This is a genomic window from Pseudomonas sp. RA_105y_Pfl2_P56 (assembly GCF_963970845.1).
In the GTDB taxonomy this organism is placed as follows: domain Bacteria; phylum Pseudomonadota; class Gammaproteobacteria; order Pseudomonadales; family Pseudomonadaceae; genus Aquipseudomonas; species Aquipseudomonas baetica_A.
The window spans coordinates 123856-141355 of sequence record NZ_CAXAPL010000011.1 but is presented as its reverse complement, the minus strand read 5'-3'; the positions used below and the strand labels follow the sequence as shown (position 1 = coordinate 141355).

The 17500-nt window shown below is 54.4% G+C and carries 24 protein-coding genes; 11 read left to right on the top strand and 13 right to left on the bottom strand.

Annotated elements, in window-relative coordinates; translation table 11 throughout:
• Positions 1-564: 564 nt before the first annotated feature.
• The 11 genes from AACY11_RS10440 to AACY11_RS10390 all read right to left on the bottom strand — a co-directional run bounded on the left by AACY11_RS10440 (position 565) and on the right by AACY11_RS10390 (position 7009).
• Complete coding sequence (locus AACY11_RS10440; RefSeq protein ID WP_339494654.1) at positions 565-816, bottom strand: hypothetical protein; 252 nt, start codon at positions 814-816, stop codon at positions 565-567.
• Positions 817-906: 90 nt separating this feature from the next.
• Complete coding sequence (locus AACY11_RS10435; protein ID WP_339494653.1) at positions 907-1440, bottom strand: hypothetical protein; 534 nt, start codon at positions 1438-1440, stop codon at positions 907-909.
• 172 nt (positions 1441-1612) lie between these two features.
• Positions 1613-2290 (bottom strand): hypothetical protein, encoded by a 678-nt coding sequence (locus AACY11_RS10430; protein ID WP_339494651.1) that lies wholly within the window; start codon positions 2288-2290, stop codon positions 1613-1615.
• Positions 2287-2868: a recombination protein NinG gene (locus AACY11_RS10425; RefSeq protein ID WP_339494650.1), complete on the bottom strand. Its 582-nt coding sequence runs from the start codon at positions 2866-2868 to the stop codon at positions 2287-2289. Before AACY11_RS10425 ends, AACY11_RS10430 begins: the two co-directional genes overlap by 4 nt.
• Entirely contained in the window at positions 2865-3335 is a 471-nt protein-coding gene (locus tag AACY11_RS10420) for a hypothetical protein (protein WP_339494648.1), read from the bottom strand. Before AACY11_RS10420 ends, AACY11_RS10425 begins: the two co-directional genes overlap by 4 nt.
• On the bottom strand, positions 3332-3655 hold the full coding sequence (locus AACY11_RS10415; RefSeq protein ID WP_339494646.1) for a hypothetical protein: 324 nt from the start codon (positions 3653-3655) through the stop codon (positions 3332-3334). The genes AACY11_RS10420 and AACY11_RS10415 overlap by 4 nt, the downstream gene beginning before the upstream one ends.
• Positions 3652-4449 carry a hypothetical protein gene (locus AACY11_RS10410; protein ID WP_339494645.1) on the bottom strand — a complete coding sequence of 266 codons (798 nt, stop codon included), beginning with the start codon at positions 4447-4449 and terminating at the stop codon, positions 3652-3654. Before AACY11_RS10410 ends, AACY11_RS10415 begins: the two co-directional genes overlap by 4 nt.
• The gene (locus tag AACY11_RS10405) at positions 4436-5407 is read right to left on the bottom strand and encodes a phage replication protein (RefSeq protein ID WP_339494643.1); all 972 of its coding nucleotides are present in this window, start codon (positions 5405-5407) and stop codon (positions 4436-4438) included. The genes AACY11_RS10410 and AACY11_RS10405 overlap by 14 nt, the downstream gene beginning before the upstream one ends.
• Before the next feature lies 1 nt (position 5408).
• Positions 5409-6137 carry a Rha family transcriptional regulator gene (locus tag AACY11_RS10400; protein ID WP_339494660.1) on the bottom strand — a complete coding sequence of 243 codons (729 nt, stop codon included), beginning with the start codon at positions 6135-6137 and terminating at the stop codon, positions 5409-5411.
• A 145-nt stretch (positions 6138-6282) separates the two neighbouring features.
• The gene (locus AACY11_RS10395; RefSeq protein ID WP_339494641.1) at positions 6283-6750 is read right to left on the bottom strand and encodes a YmfL family putative regulatory protein; all 468 of its coding nucleotides are present in this window, start codon (positions 6748-6750) and stop codon (positions 6283-6285) included.
• 64 nt (positions 6751-6814) lie between these two features.
• Positions 6815-7009 (bottom strand): hypothetical protein, encoded by a 195-nt coding sequence (locus AACY11_RS10390; RefSeq protein ID WP_339494640.1) that lies wholly within the window; start codon positions 7007-7009, stop codon positions 6815-6817.
• Positions 7010-7108: 99 nt separating this feature from the next.
• Here AACY11_RS10390 and AACY11_RS10385 point away from each other — a divergent pair, with 99 nt between their 5' ends.
• The 5 genes from AACY11_RS10385 to AACY11_RS10365 all read left to right on the top strand — a co-directional run bounded on the left by AACY11_RS10385 (position 7109) and on the right by AACY11_RS10365 (position 12187).
• A complete protein-coding gene (locus tag AACY11_RS10385) occupies positions 7109-7840 on the top strand; it encodes a S24 family peptidase (RefSeq protein WP_339494638.1) in 732 nt (243 codons plus the stop codon).
• A 9-nt stretch (positions 7841-7849) separates the two neighbouring features.
• Complete coding sequence (locus AACY11_RS10380; RefSeq protein ID WP_339494636.1) at positions 7850-8083, top strand: hypothetical protein; 234 nt, start codon at positions 7850-7852, stop codon at positions 8081-8083.
• Positions 8084-8223: 140 nt separating this feature from the next.
• Positions 8224-9975, top strand: a complete 1752-nt coding sequence (locus tag AACY11_RS10375) for an ATP-binding protein (protein ID WP_339494635.1) — start codon at positions 8224-8226, stop codon at positions 9973-9975.
• A gap of 64 nt (positions 9976-10039) precedes the next feature.
• On the top strand, positions 10040-10918 hold the full coding sequence (locus AACY11_RS10370) for a DNA adenine methylase (RefSeq protein WP_339494633.1): 879 nt from the start codon (positions 10040-10042) through the stop codon (positions 10916-10918).
• A 111-nt stretch (positions 10919-11029) separates the two neighbouring features.
• Entirely contained in the window at positions 11030-12187 is a 1158-nt protein-coding gene (locus AACY11_RS10365) for a hypothetical protein (protein WP_339494631.1), read from the top strand.
• Between the two features lie 77 nt (positions 12188-12264).
• Here the strand turns inward: AACY11_RS10365 and AACY11_RS10360 are convergent, their stop codons facing one another.
• Entirely contained in the window at positions 12265-12621 is a 357-nt protein-coding gene (locus tag AACY11_RS10360) for a hypothetical protein (protein WP_339494629.1), read from the bottom strand.
• A gap of 137 nt (positions 12622-12758) precedes the next feature.
• Between AACY11_RS10360 and AACY11_RS10355 the strand changes: the two genes are divergently transcribed.
• The 6 genes from AACY11_RS10355 to AACY11_RS10330 all read left to right on the top strand — a co-directional run bounded on the left by AACY11_RS10355 (position 12759) and on the right by AACY11_RS10330 (position 16604).
• Entirely contained in the window at positions 12759-13163 is a 405-nt protein-coding gene (locus AACY11_RS10355; protein WP_339494627.1) for a hypothetical protein, read from the top strand.
• Positions 13160-13351, top strand: a complete 192-nt coding sequence (locus AACY11_RS10350; protein WP_258717530.1) for a hypothetical protein — start codon at positions 13160-13162, stop codon at positions 13349-13351. Before AACY11_RS10355 ends, AACY11_RS10350 begins: the two co-directional genes overlap by 4 nt.
• Entirely contained in the window at positions 13348-13551 is a 204-nt protein-coding gene (locus AACY11_RS10345) for a hypothetical protein (protein ID WP_339494626.1), read from the top strand. Before AACY11_RS10350 ends, AACY11_RS10345 begins: the two co-directional genes overlap by 4 nt.
• A gap of 153 nt (positions 13552-13704) precedes the next feature.
• Positions 13705-14592 (top strand): recombinase RecT, encoded by an 888-nt coding sequence (gene recT, locus AACY11_RS10340; protein WP_339494624.1) that lies wholly within the window; start codon positions 13705-13707, stop codon positions 14590-14592.
• The gene (locus tag AACY11_RS10335; protein WP_339494623.1) at positions 14589-16217 is read left to right on the top strand and encodes a YqaJ viral recombinase family protein; all 1629 of its coding nucleotides are present in this window, start codon (positions 14589-14591) and stop codon (positions 16215-16217) included. The genes recT and AACY11_RS10335 overlap by 4 nt, the downstream gene beginning before the upstream one ends.
• A gap of 75 nt (positions 16218-16292) precedes the next feature.
• Complete coding sequence (locus AACY11_RS10330; protein WP_339494622.1) at positions 16293-16604, top strand: hypothetical protein; 312 nt, start codon at positions 16293-16295, stop codon at positions 16602-16604.
• Between the two features lie 5 nt (positions 16605-16609).
• Here the strand turns inward: AACY11_RS10330 and AACY11_RS10325 are convergent, their stop codons facing one another.
• A complete protein-coding gene (locus tag AACY11_RS10325) occupies positions 16610-17494 on the bottom strand; it encodes a DUF2971 domain-containing protein (RefSeq protein ID WP_339494620.1) in 885 nt (294 codons plus the stop codon).
• Between the last annotated feature and the right edge of the window lie 6 nt (positions 17495-17500).

The following is a 17500-nucleotide window of genomic DNA, read 5'->3' as shown; positions in this document are numbered from 1 at the left end:
TTTGGGATAGGAGCTTCGTTGGCGCATGGAAATCCTGGCGATAAGGGTGATCGCGTCCGCTTAAAAATAGGCGGACACCATCGCCCTTAATTCCGGATTTCTGAAGGTGTGTTCGCTGGCCGCTTACGGACATCTCGGTTCCTCCCCGTCAGGGAGTCAGGAATAAAAAAGCCCAGCACGATGGCTGGGCTTATGATGGAGCGATCCTACGCAACTCTTTTGCGCTTGCGCAACACTCGCAGGTGCATCCACCCAGACCGAGTGACGTCATGCCTAAGAGAGTGAGAAAGCGAACATGTAAAGGCTTTGAGAAGTCCGCGCTCAACCAAATCGTTCAAGCATGATTTCAGACGATGCCAGTGCGCTTTATCATTTGGCGCAGGGTTACGCTCAATGGCAATACCCACGGGGCCATGCTCAGTAGATCGACTGATCGCCAAGAGCAATTGGTTTTCGTAATATGCGGCAGTCTCCATAGACAACTCCATGCGTTTTCTGTGTCAGGTTCAACCTAGCGGACATTAGCACCGTTTGACGTTGCAAGCTGCAGCCAAAATGCACGAATTATCTGCTGAAGGTCGCCTTCAGGTTGTCATGGCTGCCCTCAAGCTCTATCTCCCACTCCGGGCATTCTGCGCTCAAATCCAGCAACACTGTCTCAAACGCCTCGTAGGACACTTCGGCACTGACTTCAGCCTTGACCGATGCTTTGAGTTCAAAATGACGAAATCCGCCACCGACCAGCGGCCTGGACGGCAACTGCCTGATGATCTGACGCTTCAATTCGGCGGCTAGAGTAAGTGCGGAGTATTCCAAGAGCTGAATCCTTTCGAGCAAGAAGAACGCCCGACGCAATGGCCGGGCTTTCTGAAAAATTTCGATAACTGAATCTGACCTTGTAAAAAATTACGTTGCCTTGTCTGAGGCTTCAGCCGCGAAACATGAATTTCTCAAGCCGTGTCCGATCGCAAAAATTTTTGCGTGATCTGAAACAGGTAGCTTTATCGCATCATCAGATGCCGTTTGAACCATCTTCGCAATACTGACCTTTTGAGCGGTGAACTCTGCAGTGCCTAAGGGCCCCTTTTCCGCGGTACCGAGGACAGTGCTCGCAACGCCCGCAAGACCCGACGCAATACCTCCGGCGACTCCGCCTGTTCCGGCAGCCGCAAGCATCGCGCCGGTCACACCCAGAACACCACCTGCACTACCTATACCTAGTTTGGCTTCTTCGGCGTTTTTTGAGCGTGCTTCGTAATTATTGTGAATCTTCCTACAGTACTCACTCGCCTCATCCAAGTCTGCCCAAGCAGCGAGATATTGCGGCTCGGCCGTGGCCACCGCTCTATAATTAGCAAGAGTCGGAAAAGAAGGGGTCGTAACTCCGTGACACCCTAGGATCGAAACAGATGCCAGTGCAATCATTGCCAAATTCTTCATGCGCGTCCCTCCAAGGAACCCCAAACGGGGCAATGGAGATATTAGTGACGTCTGCACATTAATCCAGGCAATGAAAGCCCGGCGCTTTGCCGGGCTTAGGTATTCGTGTGCGTTTCGCGTTACTTGTGCATCATGGGAAAAGTACGCGCAAAACCCCGTCATGTCAATATAATTATGCCGCCTCTTGATATTTTTCCGAGTGAATCACCTGCCAAATAGGTTGTTGTGCCTGAATATCCACTTCCTTTATAACTTCTTTAAGGGATTCCCAAAGGTCGAGCCAGTCACGCGTCCAGTTCTTCGGGTCGATGGTTACGCCGAAGAACGCATTCATCTCTGCGGCAACACGGGCCGGGCCCCACTCGGCAGATCCGGCTACCTCCCCCTTGTAGGATTGCAGGGCCAGGGTGACCAGGTACTGCGCCTTCACTCGCTTGGCCGATGTCAGGTCTGGCAATGCCGCTTTGGCGGTGATCAGCAGCACCGCATTCAGCAGGTGTCGCATGTTCATTGCCGGGTGATACAGGTAGTGACCGAACTGCTGCACCTGGAACGGCAGAGTATCGATCGCGCGGAGTACCTTGCCGATCATCGCCAGGTGTGCGGCCCGTGCAGTTGATCGACCTACCGGCGTACGCCGCGTCTCGCTGATGCTGATCCGCTGGCGAACAATCTCGATGCGTTCTTCCTTGTCATCGCCCAGCGCGGCGAACACAGCTTCATGCCGGCGCATCCGAGCGCCCTTCTTCACAGGCACCGACTCTGCCCGGTCAATGGCCGCTGCGCTGATCGACGCGTTCGATTCGTGCTGAGCCTCAGTCCATACCTGCCTTGCGTTGATCAGTTTCATGCTGCTTCCTTTTTCAGTTCTCTGGTCTTTGCCCGATATTCGGCCTTGATGGTTTTGATTTCTTCGACGGTGTGTTTGCAGACCGGGTGCGGCCCTTCCAGCCAATCGACCTTTTCCGGGCCGATCAGCTGCATAAGCGAAAGCCGGTAATTCACCAGGTTGCCGGACAGATGCGTGTTGCATGGCGCGCATTGCTTCCACACGTTGAGCGGTTCGAATCGCAGCTCGGGGTTCGCTCCCACAGAGCGATAGTGCCCAGCGTGGTATTGGCCTTCATGGTGGCGACCACAGCTGACGCATGGACGATCAGCGTCACGCAGGCGGATCCACTCATTGAACACTGCTTGGGCTTCACGCATGTGTTCCGCCCTACTCTTCAGCTTCTCCTTACGGACTTTGATCGCGCGGCGCTCGCACTGGTCGATCGCCTTGCGAGCTTTCTCTTGATGACGCGGGGCATCAATTGCTGCACAGGCCGGACTGCAAACGGCCTGCCCCATGCGCGAAGGGATGAAGGATTTTCCACACGATACGACACAGCATTTCTTCGGCTTTGGCTGCCTCCTTGCGATCGTCATGCAGCCTCCTGACTCAGCAGATCGTCGAAGTACACGCCCTGTTGAGCAAAGCGCGCGACGATGCGATCTGTGTAGGCCACACCTTGGGCGCGATTGAACAGGCTGGTCACCGGGAATCCGTCCGGGCCGAACAGCTTGCAGCCTCCCATCATGGCCAGCTTCGTCTCATACGGCAGGTGACGCATGACGCGGTACCACTCCGCCTGAAAACCCGCGTCCTCGTTGAGTAGGATCTGCACGCCGACGTGCAACTTGCAGTACCGGCGGGCGTCGGCCTCATCGCCAATCTGTGTCATCTCCGCAATGCGCTTGTACATCGAGAACCATAGCCGGTTCTGGTCGAGAGTGCGGTCCTTTCCCGGGCGCAGCGATACGACGACGAACTTCTTGTCGCGGAACATGGTGCTGAGCGCGGTGATGGCTTCAGAGAGCTTGGCCTGGCAGTTGACGCTGATCTTGGCGGTCATGGCTGCACCGCTTTGCTCATGGCGGCATCGATGGATGCGATGGCCGCTTGGCGTCTTGGGTGCCTGAAGGAAACCTCATTGTTTTCATCCAGCAGCCCACGCACCTCGGCTTCGTGAAGAATGAATTCGCGGGCCTCCAGCGCAGCCTTGCGCAGCGCTTCATTCTCGGCCAGCAGCTCAAGCGCCACCTCCTCCACAGTCTTCTCCCCAAGGAATTCCTGCAGCGCTTCGGTGTTGCGCTTCCAGTCTGCGCAGTCGGCACGGAATGACGCTGCTTCGGCCCACAGCAGCTTCTGGAGTTTTTGTTTGTCGATGGTCATTGAGCCGCACTCCTTGCTTCCAATTGTTCGGCCTGCTGGATCAGCAGCGCCCTGCGATCAGCCAAGTCGTTGGCGTACTGAATCCGCAGTTCTGTTTTCTTCTCAGCAGATTCTTTTCGCATTGCGAGCATCGAATCCTTCACTGCTGCGAGCTTCTCGCGCTGCCTTGGCGAAGGCCGAGCGATCTCACCGGTGAGCAGCGCAACGACGGCACGGCCGTCTTCAGTAATCGGTGCGACACTCAAGTCGGCCAGGTAAAGCTGCCCGCGCTCCTGTGGGATGCGCTGCATTTGCACAGCCTTAGTGATCGCCTGCGTGCGGCGGTTGGCGTCGAAGCCGACCGACACGTGCCAATTGACGTGTTTGTTGTCCTCCCGGGCCTGCCCCACCAGACGCTCGTAAGCGCTGTTGAACGCCATGCGCGCACCAACCTTGTCACCGGCATCGAGAACAGGTTTCGCGGCTGCCAGCGCGAGCTGGATTTCGTCGGTCAGCACCACGGTTTCAAATTCATCGTTGGTGGTCATGGCGATCGCCCATGCTTCGTCCTTGCCCGGGCGGCCGTCAGCGGCCTGCACTCGCTGGAGGATGTCGGCCATGGCGAGCTTTCCCTTCACCTCGAAGCGGCAGGCCTTCAGCGCGGCTTTCACGGCGGGCACCGAGTACGCGCAGAGGTCTTCGGCCATCATCGCCGCAGTGCCTGGATTCATTTCCTGCCCCATGGCCTCGGCGGTGGCGCAGATCGCTGCAGCTAGTCCAGCAACCTGCTGATCGTTCATTTCAAAGGTACTCATTGCGCTCTCCCGCTTGGCGCTTAGCCAATACCATTTGTGCGGCCTGTTCGGCGGCGGAGACGTTCGCCTCGGTACGCTCCATCTGGCGGGCAGTCGTCCCGTTGATGCGCTGACCGGTCACCCACTGGGTGTGATAGCTCTCGGCGTTGGCCAGCAGTTCGTTGAGGCTGTGGCACTTCCGCAGCACGGCGGCATCGGCGGTTTTCAGGAAGTGGGCAGCGACGTGGTGAGCAACATCGGCGCCGAGGCGGTCGACCAGTTGACCGAGTTGTCCACCGACCTTGGCATTCCATACCGGCCAGGTGCTGTAGCGTTTGCGGTAGGCCATGGCGTAGTTCGCCCAGACCTTGAAGGTTTTGCAGGACTGGTCTTTTGGGCCTGGCATATCGGCAGGGATCTCGACCCGTGGCGTATCGGTTCGATCAACCACCAGAACCAGATTGCGGGCCGGCTTGTCCGGGCCGCCTTGCAAGTCCTGACTGGTATCCTGATTGGTACCCTGATGATTGGTATCCTGATTTGTCGGAGATTTTTCCGACCCTGGCTCGGATTTATCTCCGACCTTGCTCGGATTTTTTTCCGATGTAGATCGGATTTTTTTCCGACCTTCGTTCTTCGGAGGGGTCGGATATTTTTCCGACCCATCCAGCTTCTGGTTCCACTCGATCGCCTTCTCGGTCAGACGGAAAAGAGTGATGTTCGCGGTACTGGAAAGCTCAATCAATCCGGCTTCTTCCAGAGCCTTCAGCATGCGATAAGCAGTGTCTGGCTTGTCAGTGAGCAGCGGCAGCTCCTCAGTGATCTTGGCCTTGCTCAGCGCGAAGAAGATCCCGTCGTCAGTCTTGATTGGCTTTGTCCAGCTCGGGCAGCCGTAGACGAAGGCGAACAGCAGGGCCTGCTGAGAGTTCAGGCCCCACTCCAACGCCTTCACCTGATTGATCGTGACGGTGAATTGCATATTAGGCCTTCCCTGCCAATACCAGCGTGGCCAGCTCGACGAAACGATCGACATACCAGTGCGGCTGCGTCTCGCGGGGCGATTGTGGGCTGGTCAGGTTCTTGCCAAAGGCCATTCCTTTTTCGGTAACCGACCAGAAGTCGACGGTTTCCTGCTTGGCGTTTTTGCGCTGAATCGGCTTCAGAAATCCCTTCGCCGCCAAAGCGCGGTTGAATGCGGCCGGCGCATAACGGATTGCGTTGTCCTTCAGTAAGGCTGTGGCCGACTTGGTAGGCATGGAGGAACCACCAGCAGCGTCTGGCGCGGCATCAATGGCGTAGCCTGGGAGAAACTTCGGGTCTAAGCCGTTGTTCTGGGCGATCTTTGTGAGCATCGCCATTTGGCAGGATGGCGCAGGCTTCAGCAAGCGCGTGAAGCACTCCATGATGGCGATCTCGCCGACGACCTTTGTGCCATTGAGCAGATCCTGCTCGCGGGCGCCCCGCTGCTGCTCCAGTTCGCGCCAGCGGCGAATCACCTTCATGCGCATAGGGGCGCTGTATCCGGTAAGCAGGCAGTCAGTGTGCTCGCGATCGAGCATGTACTCGACCTGCTCACGGTTTTGCCCGTCGAGATAGATGTGCTCAAAACTGAGTACATTCAATTTCAACTCCTTGAGCATCGCGGCTATATCACGCTTTACGTTGGCGTGACGTTTGCCGGTGACATTGGCGATCTCGCGAGACGACATGGTGGTACGCGACAAGTTTTCTGTATTCGAAAAACGTGTCGCGACATTGTTGGGAGTATTGACGTAAGCATTCTGTGTATTCATTATTGCCTCGCTGATGTAGCAATGAGCCAGGCCACGAACCTGGCTTTTTTGTGCCTGCGATTTATGCGCGGGCTTTATGCAGCTCAATCACCGCCCCGACCGCCTCAAGACTCGCCGACATGTATTTGGCGTGCAGGGCGCGGATCTTCTTGGCTTCTTCTGCATCGATCTCGCCATCGTCCAGTGCCGATGCAACCATTTGGTCTAGGGCGCCGCGCTGTGCAGATGCCGCCAGCGAGCGCTGGTAAAGGTCGACGTTGTCCAGCTCGGCCACTTCCGGGATCTTCACGAACACACCGCCGTACATGGCGCAGATGTAATCCGGCAAGTGCTCAGTCTTCGTTTCGCTTTCCAGCACGAAGATTTCGGCATCGCTCAAAGGCTTGCAGCCTGCTGTTTCGTAGATCTGGTTTTCTAGGCGTTTGTCTTTGATGCCAAGGCGAGCAGCTGCGCAATCCATCCCGCCAGGGAAAGCGTTGGACACGGCGGCCATGACTTGGCGGCGGGTCTCTAGTACGGGCGTTTTCATGTCCTAGTTTTTCCTTGGGTTGGATGCGGTCAAAATGTCTTCAATGGATCGGCGGGCGGGGATGTCAGGCGGCTGTTTTATTAGAGGCTTGAGCCTCCAGCGCTTTGAAAACTTCCGGCTTAGCAATGCGCAGAAACATCATTCGCGCCCTCGGGATGCCGTACTTCCTCCAATCGCTTACCGATGGAGGGCGTACTTCGCACAGCTCGGCCACCCGAAAGGTGCCGCCGAGAGCGTCGATAATTTCATTTGGGTTCATGCCTGATTTCTCCGGCTATTCGCACAGACGCAGATATTAGGCATACCTTTTATTTAGGTCAATAGGAATACCTTAGATGCCTAGTGTTAGGCTCCCCTAATGACGACACTTCAAGAACGACTAAAGCTGGCTATGGCTGGCCCGCCCAAGGTTTCGCAGGCCTCTCTTGCACGGGCTTGTGGGATTCGCGCGCCGTCTGTAAATGACTGGCTTTCAGGGAAAACCAAAACCATCGAAGGGCAGAACCTTCTAATCGCCGCTGATTTTCTGAAGGTACAACCGATGTGGCTGGCTACCGGAAAGGGCTCGATGCGCAAGGGCGTGGATGGCGGACTTTTACCGGATAGCAAGGAGAGCAACGTGATTTCCATTGATTCACGAAGGAAGTCTCTCGATTCCAGCTTTATAACGATCCCCCAGCTGGACGTGGCTGGATCAATGGGCGCCGGAAGGGTCCCCCCCGACCATATCGAGGTGATCAGGGATATTACCGTCCACCTCGACTGGCTTCAGACGCAGGGATTGTCTTATTCAAAACTGGAGAATTTGGCCATCATCGATGGTGATGGCGACAGCATGGAGGGAACGTTCCGCAATGGTGATGCCCTGCTGGTGGATCGCGGCATAACCGAAATACGCACCGATGCGATCTACGTTTTCACGCTGGATGGCGAGCTCTTCATTAAACGGCTCCAGCGACTGACTGGCGGATCTCTGCGCATGATTTCAGACAATCCGGTGTACCCGTCGATCATGATCGAGGGTGACATGCTTCCACGCGTGCATATCCAGGCCCGAGTTCTGCTTGTGTGGAACGCTCGGAAGCTTTAGGTATAAGCCATGTCCCTCACAAAACCGAATCAGCAGCTCCGTCGCGACCTGAAAGAGGCTGCTGCCCTACTCAAGTGGTCAGGCGTCGATTTGATGCGAGCCGCTGTGAACCTATTCGAGGCCAGACATGAGGAAGTCGCCCGGGAGCTGATCGAGATAGGGACCAGATTTCAGACGGTCGAGGATCTGATGGCGGGGCATGCGGAAAAGATGAAGGCGGGAAGAATTTTGCGTGACGCATAACGAGGCCGACATCTAGGCGCGCACACGGTTCGTCTGGAATGCGCTCTTAGTGCGAATAAAGAAGAAAATTATCAATCGCCACTCTCACTTAATAGTCCACACAAGCGTTATTTGCTTAACCTAACATAGAAAGGGACATCATGGTAAATCGCCAAACAAGAAAAACTTCCAAAGAAGCGATCAAGGTTCCTCAACAAGAATTTTCTTTAGTTAGATTAAGGATAGACAAGCCTCCGTTCCGAAAATTAAAGAACATCACGGTCGAATTCGCTGAGCGCGTTACATTAATCGCAGGACACAACGGTATCGGAAAATCGACCATACTAGCGCTAATCGCAAATGGCTCAGGCATAACCGACACTAATATTCAAACATATACCGGCAAACCTTTCACAGGACTGCTTAACGAAATCATTCACATCGACTTCGAAAATGAATATCTTATCAACAAAACAAATGGCACGCTCTCCAATCCGCATTTAGACTACCTCATCAACGGCAACGAATTCACCAAGAGATGTGGATTTACTAGGCGACTAGTAAAAAACAAAGATGGCAAAACCAGCAGAACAGAAGTAAGGGTCGTACCAAGAAATACAAAAGCAGGTAATTATGAGGACATCAAAAGTGGGGTTGTCATAGGATCTGACTCAAAGGTTCCTATCCCTACCATATATCTTGGCATGACTCGCATGATCCCAATTGGTGAAAGCGATCCTGAGCTTATTTTAAACAGTCTCGATAACACGATAGATAAATCTGATGCTGCATTTATTAATAAATTTATTAAAGACGTTATAAACATAGCCGATGATTCGGATACCGCGACAAATGCAATCACCACCCAGTCCATTCAGGGGACGAGCAAAATTGCCAAGCACCCAGAATATGCTCACAGCCCGAAAAGTATCTCGCTCGGCCAAGACAGCCTTAGCTCCATAGCTACTGCTCTGGCATCGTTCCGGCGGTTGGAAAGAGAGTGGCCGGATTACCCTGGCGGACTTCTAGTAATCGATGAAATCGATGCGGGCTTCCATCCTCATGCACAAAAGTCGCTGATGGATGGGATTAAGAATGTTGCTAAAAAGCTCAGAATACAGGTTGTAGCGACAACACATTCATTGTGTATGATAGAAGCGATCCACCCGGACGCTAATCCAATAGATGATAAAGGTGTGAGAGTAGACTCGGTGGTTTATATCACTGACTCGATTGCCCCAAGAATAAAAAAGGATCTATCCTTCTCCCAAATCCAAGATGATATGAGTTTAACGCCGCCAGCACCCGCCCCGAAACTGGCTGCAGTCGACAACTCCCTAAAAATATATCTCGAAGATGCAGAGGCTAATTTTATACTTGGCCATCTATTGACACAAAAGGTCAAACGGCAAGTCAATGCGGCGACTGGTAAAAGACTAAAAGCAATACCAATAAGCGTTGGATGTAATAACCTTCAAGGCTTACAGAAATTTGATAAACATTTTAAGAAAGTATTAATTGTTGTAGATGCCGACGCGTCAGTCACAGCCGGATTGAAAAATGTCGTCAAGCTCCCGGGTAGCCGTGATAGCTCGGGAAAGGGGCATTCTCCAGAGAGAACAATCTACGAATTTGTAAAAGAGCTTATGAAAGATGATGAGAATTATCCAACGGCTCGCCAATCATTAGAAGATATGAATGTAACTAGAAATCAGCTAAGCACTCATTTACTCAAAGGTGACTTTAACATAAAGGATCGAGTTTCTGCTAAAAGCTGGATGAAAGCCCGACTGCAAAGAATTATTGATTGGAAACTGGTAGAGTTGTGGCTTGCCGAAAATCCCGTAGAGGTGGCGAGATTCCAAGACGATCTCATCGCAGCGTCAATCGCGACAGCAAAACTCACAAAATAGGGGCTGACCAAGTATACTGGGCGCCGATAAACTGGGGCTCAGACGCCTCAAAGGATGAGATAAAATGTACTCCAACAAGCTATACAGCCCTTTACGCTACCCCGGCGGGAAGGCTCGCTTTGCGCCTTTCATTGCTGAGGTAATGCGGGCTAATGGCCTGGCGGGCGGACATTATCTCGAACCGTTTGCTGGCGGAGCCGGCGTAGCCCTTGAGCTTCTTTTTGACGGTCATGCGACTCATATCCATGTCAATGATCTCGATCCGGCCGTATTCTCCTTTTGGTCAGCCGCGACCTCCGATCCTGACGGAATCCTAAAGCTGCTCAGAGACACACCAATCAATATGGAGCAATGGCATCACTGGCGTTCCGTGATGCTTGGCCAAGACCCTGATCTATCCCTTGCAGAAAGGGGCTTTGCAACGCTTTTTGTGAACCGTACGAACCGGTCCGGCATCCTCAAGGGCGGAGTTATCGGGGGGAAGGCTCAGACTGGCGCTTACAAACTCGATGCTAGATTCAGTAAGGAGATGATTGCTGCCAGACTGGAACGAATCGCGCTGAATGCAGATCGGATTTCGGTATATTGCGAGGACGCCTTTCTTTTGCTTGGCCGCGCCGCAGAATTTCTGCCTGGCCAATCGCTGATCTACCTTGATCCCCCCTACTATGTTAAGGGCCGCGGCCTGTATCGAAACTTCTACAAGCACGATGATCACCTACAAATTGCTCGATTGCTGCAATCTCCTGACTTCGAGAGACCATGGGTAGTTTCGTACGACAGCGCGCCGGAAATCTGCGAGATGTACAGCCAGAACGAGGCTCTGACGTACGGACTGCACTACACAGCGCAGGCTCGATATGTAGGCGATGAGGTCATGTTCTTCAAAGAGGGTATATCTGTGCCTGATGCGGAGATCCCTAGAGCCACCGTGGCCGCCTAACCCCATGCCCGGCCCAGCGCCGGGCTTCTTGTTTCTGCCCTTCCCGATCTGATCCGTAGCCCGCCAATGAGCGGTTTTTTTGTGCCTAACGAAAATAATTAGGCATACCTATTGACTGCAAAAGAAGGAATGCCTAATGTTCGATCCATCGCAGCGACACACAGCCACTGCGAAGGGCCTCACAGCCACTGCGAAGGGCCTCACAGCCCGCCGCTCTTTAGATCCACCGCTTCACCTTGCCGGATCACCACCGGCCCAGATTCAAAGGCAGCGATGAACCGGCCTCAACGGTTCAAAGGGTTGGCAACTGACCCGGGCGTGCAGCGTAAAACGTCGAAAGCAGTTATCCAGCGGGAGAACAAGCCGAAAGGCCCGCGGCTGGAGGAACAATTTGAATCGATCTGTACCGCGCCAGTAGCGCCGAAGGATCAGCGGAAAGTTTCACTGATGCGCCTGGTTGGCCGGGCGCATTGGGAAAACAACCGATCAAGCACGGAGCATCAAATGAGCGAACAAACACTTCAAGCGCTGCTCGCCGAGCGCGTCACTGCTTTTGCAAACAGCGAGAAGCCAGTCGAAATCATCGACGATCAGGTCAAGAAGATGTTCACCAGCGTGATCGACAGCTGCTTCGGCCGTTACGGCGAAATGGGCAAGCAGGTCGAAGAGGCAATCAAGGCCGCGCTGCCAGCCAATTTGACCGAAATCTTTGAGCTGACTCGCTACAACGCAATGGTTGCTTCCGCGTTGAAGGAAAAGTGGGAAAACAGCGGCGTCGAAGCCGACATGGTGCGCCTGGCGCAGAAACAGATCGACGAGGTGCTGAACAAAGATGCAATGCCAGAAGTGATCAGCTTGCAGGCGCTGCTGGAGGCCTTCGTCGAAGACCACAAAGAGTCGGCAGCCGAAGAGCACTGGGAAGCTCCGGACATTCGCTTCCAGCCATCCGACTACGGTGGCATGCACATCTACTTCGACAAGGAACCGAAGGATCGCGGGACTTCAACCTACTCCCGAAGCTCCGAGCGCAGCGAGTACATGCTCGGCAACGCGATCCACATCAGTTTCGACCGTTATGGGAAGGATCGAAACGAAAAGGGTCACGAGGTCGGATCGGTATACGCCGCCAAAATCGACAACGAGAAAATCAGCCAAACCCTGAAATTCCGCTCGCCATTCGAAAAGATGGTTGCTGCACTTTACTTCGGTAAATCCAAAATCATTGTCGATTGCGATGAGGACGAGTTCAGCTACGGCATCTACGACTGACAAGCCAGCGCCGCGACAGCCTTTCGTTAACTGCCCGATCCTCTATAAAAGAGGTATCGGGGGTTTAACGGGAAATCTCACAACGGTTCGAACGTCCACTTCGGAATGATTTCGTCGCTTGGGCGAATGGTGAGATTAAGAACGATATCGGTGTACGGACCATTAGGTTTATTGAAAGGCATGCAATAGACCGGGCCAAAGATGCACGGGCAGTTTGTCATGTTGAACTCCTCGCCAGAGTCCGAGAACACATATTTCAACCGCTTTATCAATGCAGCTTCAACCGCACCAACATCCACCGCGTCAACCATCCGCTTTGAATCAAAAAGCATCTGAGCTGTGGCTTTAAGGTTGCCCTTATCAATAAAAAATTTGTACATCAAATCGTTCTCATGGCTGTAGGTTGGATCCCATTTGACCTTAATTGATTTCATAAAGCCACTAGCCAACCTGCACGCCCCCCTCCAACACCACCCGAATGCACTCCCCTCCGCGCCCAACGGCAACCAGCGGAGCGGATGAGTGCATCCGAGTTTTGTTGGATCAACGCCCCGCCACTCTGGAGACGACCATGTCAGCTCTACGCAAGCCCATCCCGGAAGACGACTTTCTCGAAACAGAGGCAGGTCAGGAATGGCTGGCCGAATCGGTCGACGATCTGCTTTATCGGCGCCACGTCGAGGCACCCAACCCGGTGGGCCGAAGCAAGGTCCTGGTCAACGCTGACCACTTGCCGGAAGCGCTGGCGGATCACATGGCAGCGAATCCGGATCCTGATCGGTACATCGAGAAGATTTTGATCGAGCTGATCAGGCGGAAAGAAGGCGGGATTTTGCACACCTGGGCCATCGAAGCCGTCAGCGGAGATGCGCAGATCGTTCGGTCGCTCGCCGGCGATCTGGTCGCAAGGCAAGCCAACGAGTATCGCGATGCCAAGCGCGAAAGCGATCGCGTCGAGCAGGAGTGCGGGTTTTGAGCCCTCACATCCTGATCGACCAAGCCCTTGATGGAGTGTCGGCGCCCGCCGGCGAAGAAGACATCAGCCTACTGGTTCAGGGCTTGATCACCCGCCTCTTCACCGACGGCGCAATCACTACCGACGAGTTCAACCACTACTGCAAACGCCTGCGTGACACCTGTCAGCGGCGCAAGGAGGAAGCATGAGTACGGCACCGGTTAAATCGCTCATCGACGAACAACTTGAGGACATCAGCGCTCACAACCTTCGCGAGGCATACAGCCTGGCAGAGCGGCGTGGATTCTTCGGCGCGCCAGTTGAGCAATACGCAGAGCCGGCTTACGGCGGTCGTGTTCTTCAGGTGCTTCGCTATCGAGTGCAGAAATATGGCCCGTGCGATGAATGATCGACAGCACGCCCGCCGGATTGTCTTCTGGCGTAGCTCATTCTTCGCGCTCGCAGCTTGCACCGCTCTCATGTTGTACGGCGCCCTCTCCGCGCCAATCCCTCAATAGCACACACCTTTCAATCGCTGCGCACCGCGCGGCAAGGAACAGTCATGTCCGCTCAAAGCGTGGCGCCGGTGGCGCACGACCGAAACCTTCACGTCCTTCCGCACGCAGCAACCAGCACCAGCGCTCTGGTACTGGACGGTGACAGCTTAGACAAGATGATGCGCCTGGCCGAAGTAATGGCCACCGGCCGCGCCACTCTACCGAAGCACTTCAACGGCAATGCAGCGGATTGTTTGGCGGTCGTAATGCAATCGATGCAGTGGAAAATGAACCCGTTCGCCGTCGCGCAGAAAACGCACCTAGTTAACGGTGTACTGGGCTACGAGGCGCAACTGGTCAACGCGGTGATCACTACCTGCGCACCGGTGCTGGATCGCCTGCACTACGAGTGGTACGGCGCCTGGGAAAAGGTGATCGGCAAATTCACCATCAAGAATGGCGACAAAGGCGAGTACCGCGTCCCGGGCTGGAAGCTTGAGGATGAGCAGGGCCTAGGCGTGAAAGTCTGGGCAACCTTCCGCGGCGAAGACGAGCCGCGCGTCCTTGAGTTGCTGCTGGCCCAGGCTCGCACCCGCAACAGCACACTCTGGGCTGACGATCCCCGCCAGCAACTGGCATACCTCGCTACCAAGCGCTGGTCGCGCCTCTATTGCCCTGACGTGATCCTCGGCGTGTACAGCCCAGATGAGCTCGAAGAATCCGCACCAACAATTCGTGACGTATCACCGGCGCGTGGCGCGGCACCAGCTGAACTTCCGCCCTACCCCGACGAGAAGCTCGCGGAAAACCTGCCCAAATGGCAAACCGCGGTCGACGCCGGACGTTCCGCCCCTGATCACCTGATCGCAACCGTCAGCAGCAAATTCACCCTGAGCGAAGAGCAGATCGCCAAGATCAAAGCGCTCGCGCCGATTGAAGGAGACCACGAATGAAAATCCACAATGTCGCTCAGGGTTCCGAAGCCTGGCATGCGCTCCGCGCCAACCACTTCACTGCGTCGGAAGCACCAGCAATGATGGGCGCATCGAAACAGATGAAGCGGACCGAGCTGCTGCATGCGAAAAAGACTGGGCTCGATCGGGACGTGTCGTGGTGGGTGCAGAAAAACTTGTTCGACAAGGGACACGAAGCCGAGGCACTTGCTCGGCCGATTCTAGAAGGACGAATTGGCGAGGACTTGTTTCCCGTCGTCGGCACCGAAGGTGATCTGCTCGCATCCCTCGATGGCTGCACAATCCTCGGCGACGTGCTGTTCGAACACAAAATGTGGAACGAGCAGCTCGCCGCCGACGTTCGCACCGGCATGCTGGATCCGCACTATTACTGGCAGCTCGAACAGCAGCTGTTGGTGAGCGGCGCCGAGAAGGTGATCTTCGTCTGCTCCGATGGCACCGAAGAAAACTTCGTTTCGATGGAGTACACGCCGGTACCGGGTCGGGCTGCGACACTCGTCGCCGGCTGGAAACAGTTCCAGGCCGATCTGCTGGACTTCACTCCCGCCGAGGTGGTGCCGGAAGCCGTAGGTAAAACGCCGGAATCCTTGCCAGCGCTGCGCATCGAAGTGACCGGCATGGTCACCACCAGCAACCTGGAGCAATTCAAAGCACACTCGCTGGCCGTCTTCAACTCGATTAATACCGAACTGGAAACGGATCAGCACTTCGCCGATGCAGAAAAAACGGTCAAGTGGTGCAGCGATGTAGAGGAGCGCTTAGAAGCTGCTAAGCAGCACGCCCTGAGCCAAACCGAAAGCATCGACGCACTGTTCAAGACGATCGATGACATCGCGGCGGAGGCACGGCGCAAGCGCTTAGAACTGAACAGTTTGGTGAAAGCTCGCAAGCTCAGCATCCGTGAAGACATCGTCATGGATGCAGCCAAGGCGCTGCAGGTCCACATCGACCAGATCAACGCTTCACTGGCCGGCAAAGCGCGGATGCCTGCGGTACCAGCGGATTTCGCCGGAGCCATCAAAGGCAAGAAGACGATCAGCAGCCTGCGCGACTCTGCCGACTCCGAACTGGCGCGAGCGAAGATCGCTGCAAGCCAAATCGGCGACAGCATCCGGAGCAACTTGGCCAGCTTGGACGAGCTGGCCGCCGAATACATGTTCCTCTTCAACGATATCCAGCAGTTGGTGATGAAGGCGAACGACGACCTGGTCGCGCTGATCAAGGTGCGCATCTCTGAACATCAGAAGGCCGAGGAGCAGAAAGCCGAAGCCCAGCGCGAGCAGATTCGTCAGGAGGAGCTGAAGCGAATCGCGGACGAGGCGAAAGCCAACGCACCGGTTGAGCCTGCACCAGTCACCAGCCCGGCACCGGTGAAAGCCGCTGCGCCGGTTCAGTCTGCGTCGAAGCCAGCGACCACAACCGCGGTGCCGGTGAGCCTTCAAGCTGAGGTGTTCGATCTGGAAGCGCTGATCCATGCCGTCGCAGGCGGTCATGCTCCAATCTCGGTTCTGACCGTGGACTGGGAGAAGCTCGACGCAATGGTCTCGGCCCAAGGCGACAACTTCAGAATGGCCGGCGTGAGGCTGGTGAAGGTAGCAGCGTGAGACGTTTTCGCACCCAACAACGCAAACGACAGACCTGGCTGGACTTGCCGGCCAGCGGAATTGAAGAGGTAGGCCATGGCCAAGAGCAATGCGCAATTGCAGAAGGACAAGCGAGCCAAGGAGAAGGCACTGCTCGATCGGATCGGCGCCGAGAAGCGATCGCTGATTGTTTCGAAAGCGCTCGATGATGCCCTGCTGATCCTCGGCGAGCGTCACGGCTTCGTGGAATGGCAGGAGACGGTGTCGACGATGATCCTAAATCTGGCAGAAGCGCCTGCCGAAGAATCGGCCAGATTCGCAAGCATGTCGCGACCGGAAATTGTCGTAAAGGAAAAGTGGTCGCTACGACTTGAAGCGTTCGCCGTTACTGGCTCAGAGAGTGGTTGAATGACTTAGCATGTCTTGTTCACGAATATAGACATTTCATGATTCTCGATTAGCCACCTGGCCACTTCACCAAACTCACCGGGTTCATCCTTAAAAATATGAGCTGTTCGGGGAGTGATCATGGGAGAAGTGAGGAGAGAGCCAGAAAATTTTATTTGGTCATACCTAAATGAATAATCCCAATTTGCGACTGCGGCCAAGCTCAAGGATATATCGGTATCTTTGACTAGCTTCCAAATCTCCTTTTGATCTTCAATCTTCATTCTCTCGCCGATGAATACTGACTTAATACATTCAATTGGAAGCCCCATTGTCAATACTGGATATTTTCCATCACCTTCACCGGCGAGCTGTAGGTCTTTTTTAGCTCTGACGAGTCGAACTTCTTTCTCGTAAGCCCACGCATTGGATTTTACGCATAGATCAGAAATTGGAACGACTCGATCATAAAAATCTGAAAGATTGAAAACAGGCCTGCGCTTCTGATATTTTACTGGATTCAATCCGTTAAAAAACTCGTGACTTTCATCAAACTCAATCAGCGCCCCTGAGTACTCCCCTGCGTAATGCGCCCACATCAGGAGGCTTTCAGCATTACGACTTAGACACAAAATACCAACTGTTTGATTTAACGTTGACACGATGTTTCTTGCCTGAAAATCGCTCCTATCCTTTTCACCACCTGGTATATGTCCGCGATCTAAGCCTGATCTTCGAGGACTCAATACACAAAAGGACAGATTTCTTGTCTGCTCGACTATGTCTGCAGGGACAAAGAACTGTGGCAATAGCTCAAACGGATCGTTAAAGGCACCTGGTTGGGTGAATTTGATGCTCCCTTTCAATATCCTTTTCGCAGTGCCCACAGTCACGTATTTGTAAAGCCCCATAAACAC

Bases quoted from the DNA above. Each gene is read 5' to 3' on its own strand.
- AACY11_RS10385 (WP_339494638.1), top strand. From the start codon at position 7,109: ATGACGACACTTCAAGAACGACTAAAGCTGGCTATGGCTGGCCCGCCC.
- AACY11_RS10410 (WP_339494645.1), bottom strand. From the start codon at position 4,449: ATGAGTACCTTTGAAATGAACGATCAGCAGGTTGCTGGACTAGCTGCA.
- AACY11_RS10360 (WP_339494629.1), bottom strand. From the start codon at position 12,621: ATGAAATCAATTAAGGTCAAATGGGATCCAACCTACAGCCATGAGAAC.
- AACY11_RS10355 (WP_339494627.1), top strand. From the start codon at position 12,759: ATGTCAGCTCTACGCAAGCCCATCCCGGAAGACGACTTTCTCGAAACA.
- recT (WP_339494624.1), top strand. From the start codon at position 13,705: ATGTCCGCTCAAAGCGTGGCGCCGGTGGCGCACGACCGAAACCTTCAC.
- AACY11_RS10325 (WP_339494620.1), bottom strand. From the start codon at position 17,494: ATGGGGCTTTACAAATACGTGACTGTGGGCACTGCGAAAAGGATATTG.
- AACY11_RS10375 (WP_339494635.1), top strand. From the start codon at position 8,224: ATGGTAAATCGCCAAACAAGAAAAACTTCCAAAGAAGCGATCAAGGTT.
- AACY11_RS10425 (WP_339494650.1), bottom strand. From the start codon at position 2,868: ATGACGATCGCAAGGAGGCAGCCAAAGCCGAAGAAATGCTGTGTCGTA.
- AACY11_RS10430 (WP_339494651.1), bottom strand. From the start codon at position 2,290: ATGAAACTGATCAACGCAAGGCAGGTATGGACTGAGGCTCAGCACGAA.
- AACY11_RS10345 (WP_339494626.1), top strand. From the start codon at position 13,348: ATGAGTACGGCACCGGTTAAATCGCTCATCGACGAACAACTTGAGGAC.
- AACY11_RS10405 (WP_339494643.1), bottom strand. From the start codon at position 5,407: ATGCAATTCACCGTCACGATCAATCAGGTGAAGGCGTTGGAGTGGGGC.
- AACY11_RS10330 (WP_339494622.1), top strand. From the start codon at position 16,293: ATGGCCAAGAGCAATGCGCAATTGCAGAAGGACAAGCGAGCCAAGGAG.
- AACY11_RS10400 (WP_339494660.1), bottom strand. From the start codon at position 6,137: ATGTCGTCTCGCGAGATCGCCAATGTCACCGGCAAACGTCACGCCAAC.
- AACY11_RS10395 (WP_339494641.1), bottom strand. From the start codon at position 6,750: ATGAAAACGCCCGTACTAGAGACCCGCCGCCAAGTCATGGCCGCCGTG.
- AACY11_RS10380 (WP_339494636.1), top strand. From the start codon at position 7,850: ATGTCCCTCACAAAACCGAATCAGCAGCTCCGTCGCGACCTGAAAGAG.
- AACY11_RS10435 (WP_339494653.1), bottom strand. From the start codon at position 1,440: ATGAAGAATTTGGCAATGATTGCACTGGCATCTGTTTCGATCCTAGGG.
- AACY11_RS10420 (WP_339494648.1), bottom strand. From the start codon at position 3,335: ATGACCGCCAAGATCAGCGTCAACTGCCAGGCCAAGCTCTCTGAAGCC.
- AACY11_RS10390 (WP_339494640.1), bottom strand. From the start codon at position 7,009: ATGAACCCAAATGAAATTATCGACGCTCTCGGCGGCACCTTTCGGGTG.
- AACY11_RS10415 (WP_339494646.1), bottom strand. From the start codon at position 3,655: ATGACCATCGACAAACAAAAACTCCAGAAGCTGCTGTGGGCCGAAGCA.
- AACY11_RS10370 (WP_339494633.1), top strand. From the start codon at position 10,040: ATGTACTCCAACAAGCTATACAGCCCTTTACGCTACCCCGGCGGGAAG.
- AACY11_RS10335 (WP_339494623.1), top strand. From the start codon at position 14,589: ATGAAAATCCACAATGTCGCTCAGGGTTCCGAAGCCTGGCATGCGCTC.